At 71.2% G+C, this 20,378-nt stretch carries 20 protein-coding genes; 11 read left to right on the top strand and 9 right to left on the bottom strand.

From position 1 onward, the window contains the following. The first annotated feature begins 168 nt into the window (after positions 1–168). The 4 genes from IEX84_RS11880 (at position 169) to IEX84_RS14775 (ending at position 1,793) form a co-directional block, all read left to right on the top strand. Positions 169–369 carry a hypothetical protein gene (locus IEX84_RS11880; RefSeq protein ID WP_188872795.1) on the top strand — a complete coding sequence of 67 codons (201 nt, stop codon included), beginning with the start codon at positions 169–171 and terminating at the stop codon, positions 367–369. A gap of 93 nt (positions 370–462) precedes the next feature. Beyond that, entirely contained in the window at positions 463–1,209 is a 747-nt protein-coding gene (locus tag IEX84_RS11875; protein WP_188872794.1) for a ribonuclease H-like domain-containing protein, read from the top strand. Positions 1,210–1,253: 44 nt separating this feature from the next. Next, positions 1,254–1,589, top strand: a complete 336-nt coding sequence (locus IEX84_RS11870; RefSeq protein WP_188872793.1) for a DUF5789 family protein — start codon at positions 1,254–1,256, stop codon at positions 1,587–1,589. 81 nt (positions 1,590–1,670) lie between these two features. Continuing rightward, positions 1,671–1,793 (top strand): hypothetical protein, encoded by a 123-nt coding sequence (locus tag IEX84_RS14775; RefSeq protein WP_268237663.1) that lies wholly within the window; start codon positions 1,671–1,673, stop codon positions 1,791–1,793. A gap of 8 nt (positions 1,794–1,801) precedes the next feature. On the opposite strand, the gene IEX84_RS11865 is transcribed toward IEX84_RS14775, so the two are convergent. From IEX84_RS11865 to IEX84_RS11845, 5 genes are all read right to left on the bottom strand, one after another. After that, the gene (locus IEX84_RS11865; RefSeq protein ID WP_188872792.1) at positions 1,802–2,269 is read right to left on the bottom strand and encodes a DUF7504 family protein; all 468 of its coding nucleotides are present in this window, start codon (positions 2,267–2,269) and stop codon (positions 1,802–1,804) included. A gap of 77 nt (positions 2,270–2,346) precedes the next feature. Beyond that, positions 2,347–3,522, bottom strand: a complete 1,176-nt coding sequence (locus tag IEX84_RS11860; protein WP_188872791.1) for a PfkB family carbohydrate kinase — start codon at positions 3,520–3,522, stop codon at positions 2,347–2,349. A gap of 6 nt (positions 3,523–3,528) precedes the next feature. Continuing rightward, entirely contained in the window at positions 3,529–4,206 is a 678-nt protein-coding gene (locus tag IEX84_RS11855; protein ID WP_188872790.1) for a phosphoglycolate phosphatase, read from the bottom strand. Between the two features lie 272 nt (positions 4,207–4,478). After that, entirely contained in the window at positions 4,479–4,916 is a 438-nt protein-coding gene (locus IEX84_RS11850) for an acyl-CoA thioesterase (protein ID WP_188872789.1), read from the bottom strand. A gap of 43 nt (positions 4,917–4,959) precedes the next feature. After that, the gene (locus IEX84_RS11845) at positions 4,960–6,069 is read right to left on the bottom strand and encodes a M24 family metallopeptidase (protein WP_188872788.1); all 1,110 of its coding nucleotides are present in this window, start codon (positions 6,067–6,069) and stop codon (positions 4,960–4,962) included. Between the two features lie 629 nt (positions 6,070–6,698). Here IEX84_RS11845 and IEX84_RS11840 point away from each other — a divergent pair. Genes IEX84_RS11840 through IEX84_RS11830 form a run of 3 tightly spaced genes read left to right on the top strand, consistent with a single transcriptional unit; the run spans position 6,699 to position 8,781 of the window. Continuing rightward, positions 6,699–6,962 carry a hypothetical protein gene (locus tag IEX84_RS11840; protein ID WP_188872787.1) on the top strand — a complete coding sequence of 88 codons (264 nt, stop codon included), beginning with the start codon at positions 6,699–6,701 and terminating at the stop codon, positions 6,960–6,962. Then, complete coding sequence (locus tag IEX84_RS11835; RefSeq protein ID WP_188872786.1) at positions 6,959–8,140, top strand: MFS transporter; 1,182 nt, start codon at positions 6,959–6,961, stop codon at positions 8,138–8,140. The genes IEX84_RS11840 and IEX84_RS11835 overlap by 4 nt, the downstream gene beginning before the upstream one ends. A 50-nt stretch (positions 8,141–8,190) precedes the next feature. After that, positions 8,191–8,781, top strand: a complete 591-nt coding sequence (locus IEX84_RS11830) for a DUF6663 family protein (protein ID WP_188872785.1) — start codon at positions 8,191–8,193, stop codon at positions 8,779–8,781. On the opposite strand, the gene IEX84_RS11825 is transcribed toward IEX84_RS11830, so the two are convergent. Next, positions 8,745–9,674, bottom strand: a complete 930-nt coding sequence (locus IEX84_RS11825) for a ketopantoate reductase family protein (RefSeq protein ID WP_188872784.1) — start codon at positions 9,672–9,674, stop codon at positions 8,745–8,747. The two genes, IEX84_RS11830 and IEX84_RS11825, sit on opposite strands and share 37 nt — an antisense overlap. 156 nt (positions 9,675–9,830) lie before the next feature. On the opposite strand from IEX84_RS11825, the gene IEX84_RS11820 reads away from it, so the two are divergent. After that, on the top strand, positions 9,831–11,651 hold the full coding sequence (locus IEX84_RS11820) for a DUF7261 family protein (RefSeq protein ID WP_188872783.1): 1,821 nt from the start codon (positions 9,831–9,833) through the stop codon (positions 11,649–11,651). A gap of 47 nt (positions 11,652–11,698) precedes the next feature. Here IEX84_RS11820 and IEX84_RS11815 read toward each other — a convergent pair whose 3' ends face one another. Together IEX84_RS11815 and IEX84_RS11810 are read right to left on the bottom strand one after the other, a co-directional pair. Continuing rightward, complete coding sequence (locus tag IEX84_RS11815) at positions 11,699–12,304, bottom strand: response regulator (RefSeq protein WP_188872782.1); 606 nt, start codon at positions 12,302–12,304, stop codon at positions 11,699–11,701. A gap of 175 nt (positions 12,305–12,479) precedes the next feature. After that, complete coding sequence (locus IEX84_RS11810; protein ID WP_188872781.1) at positions 12,480–14,378, bottom strand: sensor histidine kinase; 1,899 nt, start codon at positions 14,376–14,378, stop codon at positions 12,480–12,482. A 127-nt stretch (positions 14,379–14,505) separates the two neighbouring features. On the opposite strand from IEX84_RS11810, the gene ppc reads away from it, so the two are divergent. From ppc to IEX84_RS11795, 3 genes are all read left to right on the top strand, one after another. Beyond that, positions 14,506–17,223: a phosphoenolpyruvate carboxylase gene (gene ppc, locus IEX84_RS11805; RefSeq protein ID WP_188872780.1), complete on the top strand. Its 2,718-nt coding sequence runs from the start codon at positions 14,506–14,508 to the stop codon at positions 17,221–17,223. Between the two features lie 203 nt (positions 17,224–17,426). Beyond that, complete coding sequence (locus IEX84_RS11800; protein WP_188872779.1) at positions 17,427–18,464, top strand: ABC transporter ATP-binding protein; 1,038 nt, start codon at positions 17,427–17,429, stop codon at positions 18,462–18,464. Next, positions 18,461–19,240 (top strand): ABC transporter permease, encoded by a 780-nt coding sequence (locus IEX84_RS11795; protein ID WP_188872778.1) that lies wholly within the window; start codon positions 18,461–18,463, stop codon positions 19,238–19,240. Before IEX84_RS11800 ends, IEX84_RS11795 begins: the two co-directional genes overlap by 4 nt. On the opposite strand, the gene rtcA is transcribed toward IEX84_RS11795, so the two are convergent. Then, the gene (rtcA, locus tag IEX84_RS11790; protein ID WP_188872777.1) at positions 19,230–20,333 is read right to left on the bottom strand and encodes an RNA 3'-terminal phosphate cyclase; all 1,104 of its coding nucleotides are present in this window, start codon (positions 20,331–20,333) and stop codon (positions 19,230–19,232) included. The two genes, IEX84_RS11795 and rtcA, sit on opposite strands and share 11 nt — an antisense overlap. Positions 20,334–20,378 lie beyond the last annotated feature (45 nt).

Raw genomic sequence — 20,378 nt, 5'->3', positions numbered from 1 at the left:
AACTCGCGGCGGGCCGCCCGCCGGTCGCCGCGGACCCACCGACCCGCGTCGAGTCAGAACCGCGCTCGACCGACCCGGCGAAAAGCGCCGCGACAGCGTGTATCGCGTATGAATCTTCTGCCCGCGGCCGAAAGGACTAATCCGACTCCCGTGGTGGGACCCGGTGTCATGTCGGCCGATACGGACGGCCTGCGCGAGGTCTTCGAGACCGTCGCGGGCACCGACGAAGTCGTCGAGGAACAGCACGAGGGAGTCGACCACGCAGCGGAGGTCCGCGACGAGAACGGCGCGGTCGCCCACGCCATCGACGACGGCCTCACCGAGGCCCTCGATGGCCAGGAGTCCGGCGGCGGCGCGTCCTTCGAGTGACCGCGCGACGGCGCGCACGACGAGAGTGCGTGACGCGCCGGTCCGTCACGGCCGCGGCGTAGCACTCATACGCGTTCGTGACCACGGTCGGATATGCGCGTCGAGAACTCCTTCATCGCGGTGGACGGCGTCGGCGAGCGCACCGAGCGGTCGCTCTGGGCGGACGGCGTCCGTCACTGGGACGACTTCGACCCCGACCACCTCGGCGAGAAGACCGGCCGCGCGGTCGACGACTACATCGCGGCCGCCCGCGAGCGCCTCGCCGCGGGCGACGCCGACTTCTTCGCGGAGACGCTCCCCGACGGCGAACTCTGGCGGACCTACGAGAACTTCGCCGAGAACGCCTGCTTCTTCGACATCGAGACGACGGGCCTCGACGCCGCGACGAACGACGTGACGACGGTGAGCTTCCACCGCGGCGGCGAGACGACGACGCTCGTCCGCGGCGACGACCTCACCGCCGCGAACGTCCGGGCGGAACTCGACGCCGCGGACCTCCTCGTCTCCTTCAACGGCAAGCGCTTCGACGCGCCCTTCATCGAGTCGAGTTTCGACCTCGACGTCACGACGCCCCACCTCGACCTCATGTACCCCTGCAAGCGCCTCGACCTCACCGGCGGGCTGAAGCAGATCGAGTCCGAACTCGGCCTCGACCGGGAGGGCGTCGAGGGCGTCGACGGGCGCGAGGCCGTCCGACTCTGGCACCGCTACGAGCGCGAGAACGACGAGGCCGCCCTCGACCGGCTCGTCGAGTACAACCGCTACGACACCGTGAACCTCCGCGCGCTCGCCGAGCGCGTCACCGCCGGCCTCCACGAGCGCGCGTTCCCGGGCGAATGAGTCGACCGTAGCGCTTTCGGCGGTAGCGTCCGTGGAGTCACAGTATGGCTGCTCGTCCGCCCCCGAGCGACGACACCGACGACGAACCGACGGTCGTAACGTTCGGCATCGCGGCCGTCGAGGAGTTCCTCGACGGCGCGGATTTCTCCTACCCGGTCGACCGGCAGACGGTCGTCGACACGACCGGCGACCCCGAGGTCCCGGTCGACACCGGCGGACGCACGCTCGCGCTCTCGACGGCGCTCGAACGCACCGAGCGGCGGCGCTACGAGTCGCGCCGCGACCTCCTGAACGCCCTCCACCCCGTCTTCGAGGAGGCGCGCCAGTCGAGCCCCGGCGGTATCGTGGGCTTCGTGCGCTCGCTCATCCCCTCGTTCTGACGCTCCGGCTCCGCACGCCCTACCCCTCGCACTCGAACCCCAGCCGAACGCCTCATCTCCCACGGACGCGTCCGGGACGGCGTGGTCGTCGTCGACATCCCCTGTCCGGTGTGTGCGCGTACCGATGCCGTCGAGAAACGCGGTCTCAACGCGTACTACTGTCGGGCGTGCGAGCGGGCGTTCGACGCGGACGCGATCCGATAGGCCGACCGTCACTCGCGGTCGTCGACGACGCGGTCGAACAGCGGCGCGACGGTGTCCGCGACGCCGTACTCGTCGAGGTGGAGGTGACAGCGCCCGCCGTCGGTCGTGACGTGCGAGAGGAAGGCGTGGAGGAACCGGAAGAGCGCGCGCTCGTCGTCCGCCCCGTCGAGCGGCGGCACCGCGTCGAGACAGACGTGGTACGCGGGCGTCTCGCCGACGGACGCGAGCGTGCTCGTCGCGTCCGAGACCGCGATACCGAGTTGCGAGGGCGTCATCCCGGCGAAGACGCCGTCCTCGTACCAGTCGTTGACGTCGACGACCGGGGTCTCGTCGAACAGCGCGCGTAGCCGATAATCGGCGTCGGTCGCGAGCGACCGGCACGTCCGCTCGTGGCGGTCGGCGTCGCGGCCGACGACGAGGACGGTGTCCGCCGAGCGCTCGGCGGGTCCACCGGCGTCGGCGACGTCGTCGTCCACGGCGGGTCGGTCCGAGGGGGGAGTCACGGTGGTGCACGTTCTCAACACGGTCCCAAAAAGAGCGGGGAAAGTCGCCGTCAGCCGTCCACGTCCCGCCCGGCGAGCCACGCCGCGAGGCCGTCCGGGCCCGCCGTCTCCGCGTGCGAGACGTAGTACGTCGCGCAGGCGTTGGCGAGCGTCAGCGCCTCGCCGAGCGTCCAGTCGGCCGCGAGCGCGTACGCCAACCCCGCGCTGAAGCGGTCGCCGCCTCCCGTGTAGCGGCGCGCGTCGACCGCGAGGTTCGGACACCGCGTCGTCCCTTCCGCGTCGCGCGCCACGGCCGCGTCCACCCCGTGCAACACCGCGAGGGAGAGGTCACCGCGCTCTCGGACGCGTTCGAGACGCGCGGCGTCGCTCACCTCCCCGTCCGTGCCGGCCGCGTCCGACTCACCGCCGAGCGCGTCCGCGAGGAAGTCGAGCTCGTCGTCGTTGACGCTCAACGCGACGTCGAACCCGTCGAGTGCCGCGAGCGCGTCGAGGAACGGCCCGACGGCGTCGCGCTCGCACACCGTCACGTCGCCGGGGTCGAGGACGAGCCACCGGCGGCCGTCCGCGCGCGGCGTCAGCGTGCCGGCGCCGTCGCCTCCGCACGCGTCGACCTCGGTGTCGTCGCTCGTCTCACCCGTTCCACCACCATCGCCGCTATACGCCGTTCCGTCGCCACCGTCGCCACGCTCCGCCCCGCGTTCGCGCTCCGCGAGCGCCCGCAGCGCCGCCGTCCCGTTCGCGGTCGACGCCCAGTTCGTCCACACGACCGCGTCCGCCTCGAACGGGCCCGTCTCCGCGTCCGCGTCGGCGACGGCGTCGAGGGCGTCGAGACACCAGTCGGCGACGTCCGGCGACTCCTCCGTGAACATCACGGCGTCGTCGTCGAACTCGAAGACGGCGACGTCCGCCGGGCGACCCATCGAGCGCGTCCGGAACGGGAGGCCGTCGAAGACCGCGTGGTCGAGGTGGCCGTAGAGCGTCGTCGTCGCGCCGAGCGCGTGGAGCTGTCGCGCGGCGTTCACCGCCTGGCCGCCGGGAGCCGTCCCCTCGTGGTCGACGAGGAACGACTTCGCGTGCCCCGTGGCGATACGCCGGCCGAGGTCCCGGCGCGTCTCGACGTCCCCCGCGGCGTCCTCGACCGCGTACCGACGGTCGACGCTCCCGTCCGGCAGGCACGTCACCGAGACGTCCGCCGCGCGACCGAGCGCGTCCGCGATGTCCTCCATCTCCACTTACTCCGCCCGCTCCGCGATGGCCTCGGCGGCCTCGACGAACCCGCCCGCGTACGACGCCTCGGTCACGTTGTCGGCCGCGGCGAGCGCGTGCTCGTCCGCGTTCGACACCGCGTAGCTCGTCCCCACCTCCTCGAACATGTGCGCGTCGTTGCGCGAGTCGCCGACCGCCGCGAAGTCGGTCACGTCGTAACCGAGTCGGTCCGCGACGTCGCGCAGCGCACGGCCCTTGCTGATATTCGGGGCCTTCACGTGGTAGGCGTAGCCCGTGTCGACGACTTCGAGTCCCTCGGCCTCCGCGAGGCGTCGCAGGGGGGCGAGCGGCCGGTCGCGGCTCACCGCGACCTCCGTCTCCCGCCACCGGTTCGTCAGGTCGACGCCGCCCCACCCGAGGTCGTACCCCTCGTCGCGGTAGGCGTCCGCGACGCGCTGTGCGCCCGCGCGGTCCCCGTGCACGACGAGGTCGTCGCCGACGAGCGAGACGCCGCCGTTCTCCGCGATTACCGCGCGCTCGATGGCGAGGAAGTGCGCGAGCGCCACCGGGTACGGGAACGCCTTCCCGGTCGCCACGACGACCGGCGACGCCCACGCCTGCAGGACGTCGAACACCCGCGGGTCGATAGCGCCCGCCCCATCCGTCAGCGTGCCGTCGATGTCGACGGCGAGGGGTGGAACCATGCCCGGAGGAGGGGCCCGCGGCGACAAAACCCCCGCGGATGCGCCGACGAGCGAGCGCGCTCACGTCCCGTTCGCGTGTCTGCGGCGACGAAGTCGCCGCGTTACTCGCGGCTCCCGGTTCGCCGCTCGTTCGTTCGGCGACTCCCTATCGGTCGTCCCTGCTCACGGGTCGCGTCGCTCCCCGTTCGCGTGTCCGCGGCGACGAAGCCGCCGCGTTACTCGCGGCTCCGGTTCGCCGCTCGTTCGTTCGGCGACTCCCTATCGGTCGTCGCCTACTCCCCTTTCTCGAACGCCGCCGCCCGCAGCTCCTCGTCGCGGTCCGTCTCGACGTCGAGCGCCGGCACGGACGTCGGTTCGTTCTCCTCGTCGACGGCGACGTAGACGAAGGAGGACTCCGTCGTCTGCTCGCGCTCGCCCGTCCGGGGGTCCTCGCCGAACGCCTGCAGGCGGACCTTCAGGCTCGTCGAACCGACGTCGTAGACGTACGCGCGGATGACGACGATGTCGCCGACGGGCACCGGCCGGATGAAGTTCATCCGGTCGATGCTCGCCGTCAGACACGACTCGCCGGCGTGGCGCATCGCGCTCATCGCGCCCACCTCGTCCATCCACTTCATCACGTTCCCGCCGTGGACGGCGTCGTAGTTGTTCGCGTGGTTCGGCTGCACGCGGTTCCGGTTCTCGATGTAGGTCTCGGAGACGGTCGCCATACACCCGCTGCGTGATGCACCCCCAAAAGCCGGCCGCCGCCGGTCAGATTCGCCACCCGCGCGGCGTGTCGTTCAGCCGCTCGCACCCCGACTCGGTGACGACGACGAGGTCCTCGATTCGGACGCCCCACGCGTCCTCGACGTAGATGCCGGGCTCGACGCTGAACACCATCCCGGCCTCCAGGGGCGTCTCGTTCCCGGCGACGATGGTCGGTGGCTCGTGGACGTCGAGACCGACGCCGTGGCCGGTGCGGTGGAGGAACGCGTCGCCGTAGCCCGCGGCCGCGATGACGTCGCGCGCCGCGGCGTCGACCTCGCCCGCCGGCACGCCGGGTTCGACGGCGTCCACGGCCGCGCGCTGGGCCGCCACGACCGCCTCGTGCGCCGCGGCGTACCCCTCCGGCGGGTCGCCCGCGAAGACGACCGTCCGGGTCTGGTCGCTCGGATACCCATCCATCAGCGTCCCGAAGTCGAGCGTGACCGGGTCGCCCGCCTCGATAATCCGCTCGCCGGGCTCGTGGTGCGGATTCGCGGCGTTCGGCCCCGACGCGACGATGGTCGGGAACGCCGTCCCGGTCCCGCCGTGCGCGTCGAGGCGCGTCTCGATCCGGCGCGCGAGCTCGCGCTCGGTGTCGCCGACGACGTCGTCGCCCCACTCGCGGACGTCGCGCATCGCTCGGTCGGCGGCGCGCCCCGCACGCCGCAGGGCGTCGATTTCGGCGTCGTCCTTCCGGGCGCGCAGCGGCCCGAGCACCGCGTCGGCGAGGCCGAACGTGCAGTCCGGCCGGAGCGTCTGGAGGTCGAGGACGAAGCGGGCGGCCATCTCGGGGTCGAGCAACACCTCGCCGCCCGCGACGCCGCAGTCCGCGAGCGCGTCGTCGACGACGGCGAGGGGGTCGTCCGCGTCGCCCCACGTCCGCACGTCGGCGACGGCCGCGTCGGCCCGTGCGCGCGCCCCGTCGAGTTCGGGGACGACGAGGACGGGGTCGCCTTCCGCCGGGACGAACAGGAAGGCGTGGCGCTCGCCGGCGTCGGCCGCGTAGTCGACGAGGTAGGCGGTGTTCGCGCCCGGCGTGAGCGCGAGCGCCGCCGCCCCGCGCTCGCGGAGGGCGACCCGCGCGGCACGTATCCGGTGGTCATTGGACGCTCGCATACGCCGCGCTTGGACGGGCGCGGACAAGAACCCTCGACTCGCCGGCGACTCGCGTCCCGCGACGCACGCCGCGCACCCGCGACGCACACGCTCGCCCGTGACGAGTCCGCGCCCGGTCGTCCCGTCGCTCGTCGCGCGTCGCGCGAACCGCCCGACGGCGCGCGCCCCGTCGCGTCCCATCTTAATTCAAGCAGGGAATCCCGGCCTTTAGGCCGGGAGGGAATGCGACTATCAAATGTACAACTGCCGTCGGTGGCCGGGTCGAACCCCCAACCGAAAGTCATAGTGTGTTCAAGCACCTATTAGCAGGTAACGCGGGCTGTGCCTGCGTCGGCCGACGTGGTTTCGCTGAACTATACTCGTCCGGTCCCCCGCCGGATGACCGCTTGGGTGAGAGCCGTCCCGAGAAACCGGACGGCAATGACACGCTTGCGGATGGGAGTGCCCGTGACAGCACTGCAGGGCACTCCGGGCCAAGGCAGGGACCCTGCCGTCTGAGGCTCGGAACGACGCGCCCTGAAACCTCTCTCGGCACCGTGCCGGGGTTCTCACTGTGTGGGAAGCCCCGCCGTTCACGGCGGGCGAGGATGTCACCACGCTTTTGCTCCCGCCGGACCCACTCCGCCGTAATGCGTTCCACCCTCAGCTCCCGGGTCTTCGAGGCGGTCGGGTCGCGCTCGCGCGAGTTCCTCGGCGGCGTCGTCGGCTGCGTCGGGCTCCTCCACTTCGTCGCGTGGGTCTCGGTCGGCGACGGCGTCGGGTCGCGCGCCGCGCTCGAAGCCGGCGACCTCGCCCTCGCCGGCACCGGCCTCGTCGGCTACGCGAGCGCCCACCCCGCGTACGTCCTCGCGTTCGTCGCCGGCATCGCCGTCCTCCTCTCCGCCCGGCAGTGAGCGACGAGCGCGGGTGGCGCGGCGTCCTCGTCGTCGCGCTCTGGCAGGTCGTCGCCAGCCTCTGCTACTACTCCGCGTTCCCCGCGACCGACGCCTTCCAGACCGCGTTCTCCCTCTCCGGCGTCGAAGTCGGGTTGGTCATCACGACGCTCACGCTCGGCTACACGCTGATGCTCTTCCCCGCGGGCGCGCTCGTCGACGCCTACGGCGACCGCCCCGCGATGGTCGGCGGCCTCGCCGGCCTCGCCCTCGGGGCCTTCGGCGTCTCCTTCGCCACGAGCTACGCGACGCTGCTCGTCGCCGTCTTCGTCCTCGGGGCGGCGTACGCGACCGCGATGCCGTCGACGAACGTCGCGGTCGCCGAGCGCGCCCCCCGCGGGTCGTACAACCTCGCCGTCGGCATCAAGCAGGTCGGCGTCACGCTCGGCTCCGCGCTCGCGGCGTTCGTCGTCGCCGGCCTCGCCGCCTACGCTCTCGGCTGGCAGCTCGGCTTCCTCGTCGCCGCGGCCGCCGCGGGCGTCGTCGGCGTCGGCTTCCTTCTTTCCTACGAGGGCAGCGGCGGCACCGGCTCCCTCTCCTTCCCCGACGTCGGCGCGCTCTGGGGGAACCGGCCCCTGATGGCGCTCGCCGCCGGCGGCTTCTTCGTCGGGGCCGCCGTCTTCACCACGACGGGCTACGCCGTCCCCTACCTGGAGGCCGACACGACCGCGACGGCCGCCGTCGCCAGCGTCGTCCTCGGCGTCACCCAGCTCACGGGGAGCGTCGGCCGGATCGGCGCGGGCGCGCTCGCCGACCGCGTGCGCGGGACGGCCGCCACGGCCTCCATCCGCGTCCTCGCCGCCCAGTCCGGCCTCGGCGCGGTGACGATGGCCGCCATCCCGTTCCTGGCGATGCCGGGCGCGGCCGTCGGCTTCGCCGTCCTCGGCCTCGGCATCCTCGGCGTCACCGGCCTCTACCACGGCGCGCTCGTCGCGCTCGCCGGCGAGGGCGAATCCGGCGCGGCCACCGCCGCCGGTCAGACGACCATCAACTTCGGCGGTCTCGTCGTCCCGCCCGCCTTCGGTTATCTCGCCGACACCGCGGGCTACGCCGCCGGCTGGGACCTCCTCGCCGTCTGCATCGCCCTCGGCGTCGCCTGCGCGCTCGTCGCCGGCCGCCTCGCGCTCGCGGCCGAGTGACGGGCCCGCGAGCCGCGCGACTTTTGCGCGTCGCCCCCGTCCGCTCGGGTGTGACACCCACGACCACCGGGACGTACCGCGTCCGCTCGCGGGCGGCCGACGGACGCCTCCGCTGCGTCTCCCTCGACGACGGCGAGGCGGTCGACGTCGCGTCCGCCGAGGGCCTGCGCCCCGGCTACCGCTTCGACGGCGACCTCGCGTGGGACGACGGGACGGCGCGCGTCGTCGATTACGAAATCACGGACCGCACGCTCTTCGCGTACGCGGACGGCGTCGCCAACCTCTTCGAGGCCGCCCTCGACACGTGGGAGGACGCCCGCCGCGAGAACAGCGGCGTCAACGCCCGCCCGACCTACGACCAGTCGGGCGAGCCCAACGGCGCGGTCTACACCTTCGCCGAGCAGGCCGGCGAGCGCGACGTCTACGCCGAACTCCGCGACGGCACCGCGCCGCTCGAACCACTCATCGCGCGCTTCCGCGACGGCGAGGCGGGCTTCGACGCCCCGAACGAGGTCTTCGTCCTCCGGCCCGCCACCCACGGCTTCGTCCTCGTCTACCTCGTCGCCGAGAAGGGCGGCGTCCTCGCCGACACCGTCCGCGACACCTACGGTTGTCCGCGGCCGGACGACCCCGAATCCTGAGGCCCGGCGAGGCGCACGAGGTCCGCGAGCGTCCGGTTCACCGGCGCGGGGAGGTCGTGCTCGACCGCACGCGCGACCACCGCGCCGTGGAGCGCCTCGACCTCCGTCTCCCGCCCCGCCTCGAGGTCCTGGCGCATCGAGGAGACGTTCGATGCCGTCCGCTCGGCGACCGTCACGGTCTCCTCGACCGGGTCGTCGACGGCGACGCCCTCCGCGCGGGCGACGCGCGCGGCCTCCGTGACGGCGCGTTTGAGAAGTCGTCGTCCAGAGTCGCGCTCGGCGAGCGCGCCGTTCTCGACGCGTGCGAGCGCCGTCGCCGCGTTGATGCCGACGTTCACGAGCACCTTGTGCCAGAGCGCCGTCCGCGGCGCCGCGACGACCTCGGTGTCGACGCCCGCCGCGGAGAGCGTCCCCGCGAGGCACGCGGGCGCGTCGTCGCTCGGCCCGCACCACCGCCCGAGTCGGGTGTCGCCGACGCCCGCGTGCCGGACGAGCCCCGGTTTCTCGACGAACGCACCGTGGCTCGTCGTCCCCGCCAGCACGGAGTCGAAGCGGGCCGCGAGCGCCTCGGCGTTCCCGAGGCCGTTCTGGAGCGTGGCGACGTGTGCGCCCGCGAGCGCATCGCGCCACTCGTCGGCCGCGTCCGCGGTCGCGTGGCTCTTCACGAAGACGAGCGCGGCGTCGAGCGCCGGCGCCTCCGCGGGGTCGGTGACGACGTCGATGTCCACGACCTCGCGCTCCCCGTCGGCGCGCTCGATCCGCAGGCCGCGCTCGCGGACCGCCGCGACGTGGTCGCCGCCGTGCGCGAGCAGCGTCGTCTCGACGTCGGCCGCCGCGAGCAGGCCCGCGAACAGCGATCCCATCGACCCCGCGCCGAGCACCCCGACGTGCATACCCGTCCCCTCGCGGCGTCGGCCGGTGAGCCTTGCGGTGTCCGCGCGTCCCGGCGCGCCCCGGCACGGGGCGGTCGCGGGACCGTCACGGAACCCCGTGGGGGCGCCCTCGGGGCGGGAAGCTATTTCCCGCCGGGTCGACAACGGGACGCACGAATGGACGACCGACGCGGCGACGACCGGGGCCAGCTCATCCTCATCGCCGGCGTCGGCATCGCGGTGGCGCTCGTCGCGCTCGCGCTCGTCCTCAACAGCCTCGTCTTCACGCAGTACCTCGCCACGAAACCGACCGCGGACGGGGGCGACGCCATCGCCTACGAGCACGCCGTCGAGGACGGCGTTCGCGGACTGGTGTCGGCGGCGAATGTGCGTGATTATGGGGCAGAAGCACCCGTTACCGTCCGCAAAGGGACACACTCACTCTCCGATCTCCTCACCCAGCAGTATGGCGCGTACGGAACACTCGTCAACGCAACGGTACACGTCACACCCGGAACGAGTGTCCATCAAGCTCAGAATCGAAGCTTTACTAATAAAGCTCACGAGGGGAACTGGCCGCTATTCTCGAATGCCCTCGACGTCCGTGGGTTCCGGATGAACGTCAGCACGGTGGACGCCGACAGCGTATCCCGCGCGTTCGCCCTCAATGTCGCGCTCGAAAGCGGCATCGTACAGCCTGTCGCGATCTACGCGAACGCGTCCGGGGACGGGATCGTCGTCAACGACACGCTAGTCGGGAAGACGTGTCGCGCGGGCGAACCGACGACGATCGACTTCGCGAACGGGACTGTTGGCGGCGACGACTGTCCGGCGCTGGACTTCCTCAACGGGGCGAACATCACGCGCGTGACCGTCGAGAACGGGAGTCGCGCGAGTGGTCGGTACGTCGTGGTAGTAAAGCGGGCGGACGGAACGGCCGTTACGTCCACGTCTAACTATTACGAGACACCGAATCGCTCACCGTACGCCGTGTCGGCCGTCTACGCGGCGACGGTGAACGCGGCGTATGTCTCGCCAGACGTGACGTATCGGACGGACATCCACATAGAACCGAAGGCATTCGGGACTGTGACGGCCAGCTACCACGCGGACGACGAACCTGACGGCGGTGGCACCGACGACATCCGCTACGGCGTCATTCCGAAGACCGGAGGACTAGTCTTCACTGATAGCACTGCGTCGACGAACCTCTCAGTTGTGTCCGCCACTGGCCGTATAACGCGCCTCCCGCCAACGACCGCCACGGTCATCGGGCCGCAGGAGTACGACTTCACCGGCGATGGTTATCTCGACGTTCCGTACACGGACGGCAGCGGCACCATCTACCTCGCAAACGAGAGCGGATCAATGCGACTACCGGTATCGAACGCCGAGGACTCCTCATCCCTCCTCGCCGTCGGGAGCTGGAACGGGAGTGCTCCTTCGATATTTTACGCCGGCGGCGACAAGGTTCACCGGATTAACCCCGGAACGGGAGTAGCACACACTCTCTTCAGTGACTATGACACCGACAGTATTTCGGCTATCGCTGGCGTCGGCGATATCGATGCCGATGGAGAACCGGAGTTCGTCTACCTCGACGGGAGTAGTACCATCTCATATCGTGAGACGAACCCGGCCGACCAAGAGACGAACGGCGAAGTGCAGGGCATCGGGGGATACGGTGTCGGAGCACCGGCCGACTTCGCGAACGATAGCACCGCTGCCGTCGTTCCGTACGTCGACTCGTCCGGCTACGTCTCGTACGTCAATGCGAATATCGATTCGCAAAAGCTGCTTACCGATATGAAAGCCGCAAAAGTACCGCTCACGACGTACGACGTCGACGGCGACGAGGAGTTAGAGATAGTCTTCGTCCGTTACAGCGACAATCAACTGTGGTACGTCGACAACGTTGTCGATGCGCCGACCCCGAAACAGTTTGAGAACGCTACCGGCGGCGCAATAGTCGTGGATAAGGATACAGGGGTCGCTTGAACGGCAAGCCGAAGCCGGTTTACTATATCGGCGTCGCCTAAAACGCCCTACCCCTCGATCTCGCGGAACGCGTCCTCGAAGTCCTGCATCTCCATCAGCTCCTCGTCAACCACGTCCTCCAACTCCGTCTTCCGGTCCGCGAGTCGCTGGTACTCGTCGCTCTCCGAGCGCTCCTCGGGGGAGAGTTCGGCCTCCAAGGTGGCGACCTTCTCGGAGACGGCGAAGTACTCCTGTACGTCGTCGTCGTAGTCGGCGCGCGCGAGGAGGCGCTCAACGACGTCAACGACGTCCTCGCGGGTGACGGGCTTCACGAGGTACTCGTCGAAGCCCATGTCGACGATGTCGACGTCGGGTTCGACGGCGGTGAGCATGGAGACCCGAACGTCGTAGCCGGCCTCGCGGATACGGTCGAGCACCTCGCCGCCGGACATGTCGGGCATGCGGCGATCAAGGAGCACGACATCGACGGCGTCGTCGATGGTTTCCAGGGCGCTCTCGCCGTCGTATGCGGTGCGGACGTCGTAGTCGTCGCGGAGCCAGATGGCGTAGGTGTCGGCGAGATCCTGATCGTCGTCGACGGCGAGGACGGTGGGGAGACCGCGCTCGTCCGCATCGGAGGCGTCGCCGTGGCCCGGATCGTCGTCGGATGGCATAGTGAGGGGGGAGTGGGGGAGGTCGCGTTGGGGCTAGTACGTCCGCCCGGCAGTATAGTCTTATGGCTTTCCCGCCGCGGTTTCACGCTGCCCGCGTGTGCGCGGCGGGAGACGTCGAGCGCGGCCGCGGGTGTGTCCGGACACGGAGGCGGGGAACGGGGTGAGTCCCGAGCCGTCAGGCGTCGGCGCGTTCGAGCGTGACTTCGAAGACGGCCCCGCGCGGGTCGTTGTCGCGGACGGTTATCTCCCCGCCGTAGCGCTCGACGGCCTCGGCCACGAGGTAGAGCCCGAAGCCGTCCCCGGGGTTTTGCAGGCCCTCCATCCCCTTCTCGAAGATGCGTTCCTTCTCGGCGTCCGGGACCCCCGGCCCGTCGTCGCGGACGGCCACGGTCACCGTCTCGGGGTCGACCGACGCCGCCACCCGGACCGTCGGGTGCTCGCGGTCGTTGTGCTGGACGGCGTTCGTCAGGAGGTTCGCGAGCACCTCCCCGAGGAGGTCGTCGGCGAGGACGTCGAGCGCCGGGAGGTCGCCCTCGACGGCGATGTCCGCCCCCGGGTAGTCCCCGCGCACCCGCTCGACCTCGTCGGCGAGGACGTCGTCGAGCGCGACCGGGCGGAGGTCGGGGTCGTCGGCGACGACAGCGTTCGTGAACGAGCGCATCGTCTCGACGCGGGTAATCATCTCCTCGACGCGCGCCGCGGCCGTCCGCCGGTGCTCCGCGTACGCGTCCTCGACGTGTCCGTCGAGCAGGTCGAGGCGGCCCCGGACGACGTTCATCCCGTTCAGGAGGGTGTGACGGAGCACGCGGTTGACGAACTCCAGGCGCTCGCGTTCCGCGCGGACCTCGCGGTCGCGGGCGATGCGCGCGAGCGTCTCCGCGGCGTGCGTCCCGAGGAGGTCGCCGACGCGCCGGTCGCGGTCGTCGAACGACCCCGTCGTGCCGAGTTGGACGACGCCGCGGTCGCCGATGGGGATGGTGAGCACCGCCCGGTCGTCGGCGGTCGTGACGACCGAGCGCTCCCGGGCGACGGCGTCCTCCAGCGCCCCGATGGCGTCGGCGGCGACGACGTCCCCGTCCGTCTCCCGCGAGGCGACGACGTCGCCGTCGACGACGACGCACGCGACCTCGCTGTCGAACGTCTCGGTCGCGGCGTCCAACACGACGTCCGCGACGGCGGCCGCGTCGTCGACGTCCGCGAGGTCGGAGACGACGCGGTGGAGGTACTCGACACGGTTCCGGTCCGCGATTTCCTCGTGGAGGCGCTTGCGGTCCGTGATGTCCGTGTAGACGGCGTACGCCTCCCCGGGCGGGTCGAGGGGAACGAGCCGGAGCAGGAAGCGCCGGGGGCCGTCGGCGGTGTCGCGCGTGACCTCGGTCTCGAAGGACTCGCCGTTGCGGACGCGGCGCTCGAAGTCCGGGACGCGCGTCTCGCCCTCGCCGCCGGGAACGATGAGGTCGGCGAGCGGCCGGCCGACGACGTCGGCCTCGTCGTAGCCGAAGGTCTCCTCGAAGGCCTCGTTGGCGGCCCGCGCGACGGGTCCCCGCTCCCGGTAGGCGACGTGGAGGACGCAGTCGGTCGTCCCCTCGAAGAGCGCCGCGAGGTGTTCGCGCTCGGCCCCCGCCTCGTCGGTGGCGGCCGCGTCGGCGTCGGCCCCGTCGGCACGACGCCCCCGGCGGACGTCGTAGACGCCGGCGAGCAGACCGCCGACGCCCGCGGCCGCGACGGCGTTGGCGGTAATCGCGTACGGGCGCACGCCGTCCGCGGCGAGGCGGCCGAGGCCGAACAGCCACGCGTGGAGGGCGGCGACGACCGCGACGGCACCGAGACACCAGCCCACGACCCGGCGGCTCTCCCCGGGGCGCGTCCCCCCGGCGGCGAGCCAGTACGCGACCGCGACGAGGAGGACACCGCAGAGCGTCGGGAGGGCGTTCTCGGCGAGTGTCGGGAGCGCGGCCGCTCCGCGACCGGCGAAGAGGACGAGGTCGACGACCGGGACGGCGAGCGCGACGAACCCGGCGATTCCGAGGGCGAGCGGGCCGAGGCGGTCGATCACCCGTCGGCGCGGCTTCATACTCACTCGCCTCGCCGAACGCTCCAAAAGGTTGTGGCACCCCGGGCGTCACAGCGTTAACTCGGGTCCGTGGCAATACTGGAAGAAGCCGGTGGTTTATAGGGAGCACGCCGCGGAATGGCGTACCATGGACTTACACGGACGGAGCGTTCGGCAGGACGTCCGCGAACTGGGGGAGCTGCTCGGCGACGCCGTCGAGCGCCACGCCTCGCCGGCGGCGTTCGATGCCGTCGAGGACGCCCGGACGGCGGCGATCGACTATCGACGCGGCGACGCCGCGAGCCGGGAGGCCCTCCAGCGGCTCGTCGAGGCGAACGACGAGGCCGTCAACGCCTCGGTCGCCCGCGCGTTCACCACCTACTTCGAGCTCGTGAACCTCGCGGAGGAGCGCGAGCGCGTCCGCTCGCTCCGCGAGGGCGAGGACGCGGGGACGCTCGCCGACGGCCTCCCCGCGGCCGTCGAGACCCTCGCCGAGCGGGGCGCGAGCGCGGACGACGTCGCCGACGTCCTCGACGCGGTCCGTGTCGTCCCGACCTTCACCGCCCACCCGACGGAGGCCCGCCGCAAGACCGTGAAGGCGACGCTCGTGCGCGTGACGGACCTCCTCGAAGAACTCGACCAGCACCGCCTCACCGAGCGCGAGCAGGCGAACAAGCTCGCGCGCCTCGACGCGCTCGTCGAGAGCCTCTGGACGACCAAGCAGGTGCGCGACAGACGCCCCGAGCCCTTCGACGAGGCCCGGAACGTCCACTGGTACCTCGCCAACGCCATCTTCGACCAGATTCCCGAGGTGTACGACCGCCTGGAGAACGCCCTCGCCGAACAGTACGACGACCCGCCCGCCGTCCCCGAAATCCTCGACTTCCGCTCGTGGGCGGGGAGCGACCGCGACGGCAACCCCTACGTCACCCCGGAGGTGACGAGCAAGACCCTCGAGCGCCAGCGCCACATCGTCGTCGAGAAGTACCGCGAGGCGCTCGACGACGTCTCCGGCGTGCTCAGCCAGGACGCCTCGCGGATGGACCTAGAGCAGGTCGAAGAGTCGCTCAACCGCGACGCCGAACGCGTGCCGTCGCTCGTCTCGGAGACCCGCGAGCGCTACCCGGACGAACCGCTGCGTCAGAAGGTGCTCGTCATGTGGCGTCGCCTCGCGCGCATCCGCGACGTCCGTCCCGGCGGCTACGACGACGCTGATGAGTTCCTCGCGGACATCGACGTCGTCGAGGACGCCCTGCGCGCGAACGGCGCGGACCGCATCGCCGACGAGTACCTCGACCCCCTCGAACGGCAGGTCCGTACCTTCCGCTTCCACCTCGCCAGCCTCGACCTCCGCGACCACCAGGAGATGCACACCGGGACGCTGGAGGAGACCCTCGAACGCGAGGGCGTCGACTACGCGGGGATGGACGAGGACGAGCGCGTCGAGTTCCTCACCGAGGCGATGCTCCAGGAGGAGGCCGTCCTCGACCTCGCGGACACGGAGGGACTCTCCGAGGAGGCGACGCGCGTCTGCTCGCGCTTCGACGCGCTCGGCGACTGGCACGACGAGTACGGCGAGGCCGCCATCGACACCTACTGCATCAGCATGACCGAGCGCCCGAGCCACGTCCTCGAAGTGCTCTTCTTCGCGGACCAGGCGGGCGTCGTCGACCTCCCCGGGCACTGCGGGCTCGACGTCGTCCCGCTGCTCGAAACGGAGTCCGCGCTCGGGAACGCCCGCGAGACGATGGAGACCCTCTTCGACAACGAGGCCTACAGCGCCGCCGTCGACGCCCGCGGGAACGTCCAGGAGGTCATGTTGGGGTATTCGGACTCGAACAAGGAGAACGGCTTTTTGGCCGCGAACTGGGCGCTCAACGAGGCCCAGCGGAAGCTCGCCGACATCACGGACGACCTCGGCGTCGAGCTTCGGCTCTTCCACGGTCGGGGCGGCTCGATCTCCCGCGGCGGCGGCCCGATGAACGAGGCCCTCCTCGCCCTCCCGCCCGAGACGGTCACTGGCGAGGTGAAGTTCACCCAGCAGGGCGAGTCCATCGCGGACACCTACGGCAACCCCTACATCGCCGAGCGGAACCTCGAACAGATGCTGAACGCCCAGCTCCGCGCGCGCTACGACGCGGTCTCGCGGGGCGAGCGCGACGTCGCGAGCGACCGGGGCGACGACATCGACCCGGAGTGGGTCGAGGCGATGGAGACGATGGCGCCCGCGGCCCGCGAGGCCTACCGGGGCCTCCTCGACACCGAGGGGTTCGTCTCCTACTTCGAGCAGGCGACCCCGATAACCGTCATCGAGGAGCTGAACATGGGTTCGCGGCCGGCGAGTCGCTCCGCGGAGCGCAGCGTCGAGGACCTGCGCGCCATCCCGTGGGTGTTCTCGTGGACCCAATCTCGCTGCGTCGTCCCCGGGTGGTTCGGCCTCGGTACCGGCATCGAGGCCTACCTCGACGACGGGGGTGACGTCGAGACGCTGCGGGAGATGTACGAGGCGTGGCCCTTCTTCCGCACGACAATCGACAACGCCTCGATGGCGCTCGCGCGCACCGAGATGGAGGTCGCCGCTGAGTACGCCGCGCTCGCCGACCCCGACCTCCGCGAGCGCATCTTCCCCACCATCGAGACCGAGTACGGGCGCGCGAGCGACGCCGTCCTCGACGTGCTGGAGTCCGAGGAGCTCGTCGGGCGCGACTGGCTCGCCGAGAGCCTCGAACGCCGCAACCCCTACGTCGACCCGCTCAACGCCCTCCAGGTCTCGCTCCTCCGACGGACCCACCGCACCGACGAGGCCGAGCGGACCCTGCGGCTCACCGTGAAGGGCATCGCGGCCGGGATGAAGAACACGGGGTAGGCGGAACCGAGCGAAGCGAGGTTCCGCCGAACGGCGAGCGGGACGGCACGACCCGCGAGCGGAACCGAGCGAAGCGAGGGTCCGCCGAACGGCGAGCGCGTGGAAAGATGCTCGGGCGCGTGTGACTCCGTCCCGCGGTTCTCGGCGTTATGGCCCGGGTTCCGCCGGTCTTAATCCGGGCCGTCGCCTCCATTCGGACACGAATGCCACCAGCCATCCGCGTCGAGGGTCTGGAGAAGGACTACGGCGACGTCCAGGCGCTCGACGGTCTCGACCTCACGGTCCCCGAGGGGTCGTTCTTCGGCCTCCTCGGGCCGAACGGCGCGGGGAAGACGACCTTCATCAACGTCCTCGTCGGCCTCGTCCGCAAGACCGGCGGCCGCGCGGAAGTGTTCGGTAACGACGTCGAGGCGGACTATCAGGGCGCACGCGACGCCATCGGGCTCGCCCCACAGGAGTTCAACGTCGACCGGTTCTTCCCCATCGAGGAGGTCCTCCACCACAAGGCCGGCTACCACGGCGTCCCCGAGGCCGAAGCCGAGGAGCGCGCCGTCGAGGCGCTCAAGCGCGTCGGTATCTACGACAAGCGCGACGTCCGCTTCGACTGGCTCTCCGGCGGGATGAAGCGCCGCTTCATGCTCGCGCGCGCCCTCGTCACGGACCCCGACCTCCTCATCCTCGACGAGCCCACGGCGGGCGTCGACGTGGAGTTGCGCCACGACCTCTGGGAGGTCATCACCGACCTGAACGACGAGGGGACGACGATTCTCCTCACCACCCACTACATCGAGGAGGCCGAACGACTCTGCGACGAGGTGGCGATAATCGACTCCGGGCGGAAGGTGACGGTGGCGACGCCGGACGAGCTCACGGAGAAGGGCAGCGACACCCTCACCGTCTACTGCGAGCGCGACGTCGGGGACGCCCCGGCGTTCGACGACGAGCGGGTCGAGAGCGTGACGGTCGAGGGCGACGCGCTCCGCGTCCGCGCGACGAGCGCGAGCGAGGTCGTCCCGAGCGTCCTCCGGCAACTCGAAGCCGCGGGCCACACCCCCCTCGACATCGACATCGAGCGCACCTCGCTCGAGGAGGTGTTCGTCGACCTGACGCGCCGCGAGGAGGGCGCGGACGACGGAGCGACGAGCAGGTCGAGCGATGGCGCGGGGAGCGGTAATGGAGACGCGGACGCGGACGGTGACGGCGACGGCGACGAGCGCGTCGCCGCGGAGGCGAGCCGATGAGCGAGAGCGGCCTCCTCTCCACGGGGACGAAGACGCTCACGAAGCGCGAGATACTGCGCTTCCTCCGGCGTCCCTGGAACACCTTCCTCCCGCCGTTCATCACGAACGTCCTCTACTTCTCCGTCTTCGGCGTCATCCTCGGCGCGCGTATCCAGGAGATACGCGGCGTCCCCTACATCCAGTTCATCCTCCCCGGCCTCGTCGTCCTCGGGGCCATCGGGAACGCCTTCGAGAACGCCTCGTTCTCCATCTTCCACGGCCGGTGGAACGAGTACATCCACGAGCCGCTGACGTCGCCGCTCTCCTATCGCTCGATGGTGTTCAGCTACGTCGCGTCGTCGGCGCTGCGCGGCATCATCATCGGCGTCCTCATCGCGGTCATCGGCGCGGTCTTCACGCCCGTCCACTCGCTCGCCCACCCGGTCTACGCCGTCGTCTTCCTGCTCGTGATCGCCACGCTGTTCGCGGGCCTCGGCGTCGTCGGCGGCCTCGTCGCCGAGGACTTCGACCACCTCACGGTCCTCAATCAGTTCATCCTCCGGCCGCTCGTCTTCTTCGGCGGCGTCTTCTACTCCCTCGACGCCCTCAGCGGCGCGGCGCTCACCGCCTCCTACCTCAACCCGATGGTCTACATGGTCAACGGCGTCCGCTACGGCGTCCTCGGGGTGTCCGACATCCCGGTGAACGAGGCCCTCGGCGTCCTCGTCGGCCTCACCGCCGTCGTCCTCGCCGTCGACGTCGCGCTCTTCAAGCGCGGCTACGGCCTCACCGACTGAAGCCCGGCGCGACGCGCACCCGCACGGGCCCGTCGGTATCTCCGTCGCTTTCGGTCCCGTCGCCCGCTCTCGCGTCCCCCTCCCCTTTCGTCGTGTCTCCCCGCCCTTTCGTTTCGCCGTCCGCGTCGTTTGCGAGCGTCACGTCCACCCCGAACGTTTCGAGCAGGGCCGCGTGCGTCTCCAGGTGCGCGGTCCGTTCGGGCGCGACGTACTCGCCGCCCGCGAGCGCCGCGAACGGGAGGAGCTGGTCCGCGAGGTGCGTATCGACGCTCGCCGCCGTCGCCTCGAAGGCCTCGAAGGCGGCGACGGCCTCGCGGGCGACGTCGTCTGCGGGTTTCCCGCGCTCCCCGAGCGCCGAGAAGCCCGCGCGGACCCCCGCGTACCGGGCGACGAGCGTCACGACCGACCCGGGCGAGTCCGCCGGCACGTACGCGACCGACGTCTCGCCGTCGCCGGGGAGGGCGTCGCGCGCCGCGTCCGCCTGCCGCTCGGCCACGTCGGCGTCCGCGAGCGACTCGCTCGCCACCGAGCGGACGTCGATTCCCCGACGCGCGCCGCGCGCCGAAAGCGAGAGCGAATCGAGGTCGGACGGCCGGAGCGTGAGCGTCACCGCGCCGCCGCCCGCGGGGTAGAAGCCGCGGCGCTCGCAGGTGAGCGAGGCGTCGAGGCCGTGCGCACGCAGGAGCGGGAGTTTCACGCACCGGAGGTAGTCGAGCGGCGGGGCCCAGCGGACGTCCGTCCCGCCGGTGACGGTCAACCGGAAGGGGTCGTCGAGGCGCGCGGCCAGCGGGAGGACGGCGTCGACGACGAGCGGGACGCTGCCCGCGGTCCCGATCTCGACGCGCGCGTCGCCGCCCGCGACGGGACCGGGGTCGATGGCGACGCGCTCGGACCCGACGCGCGCGCCGTCGAGGTCGGCGTCCGTGATCGCGGCGAGGGCGTCGAGTGCGGCGACGTGCTGGCGCTTCAGGCCGGGGGTCTCGCGGGCGGCGCGAACGTCCGTCACCGCGACGGCCTCGCCGGTCAGGCAGGCGAACGCGGCGGCGCTGCGGACGAGCTGGCCGCCGCCGCGGGCGCCGGATATCGAGCGCACGGGACGGGCATCGCGCGGCCGGGACAAAAACGCGCCGCTACCGTA

The sequence above is a fragment of the Halarchaeum rubridurum genome (genome assembly GCF_014647115.1).
In the GTDB taxonomy this organism is placed as follows: Archaea; Halobacteriota; Halobacteria; order Halobacteriales; family Halobacteriaceae; genus Halarchaeum; species Halarchaeum rubridurum.
This window is presented reverse-complemented; position numbering and strand designations above follow the sequence as displayed.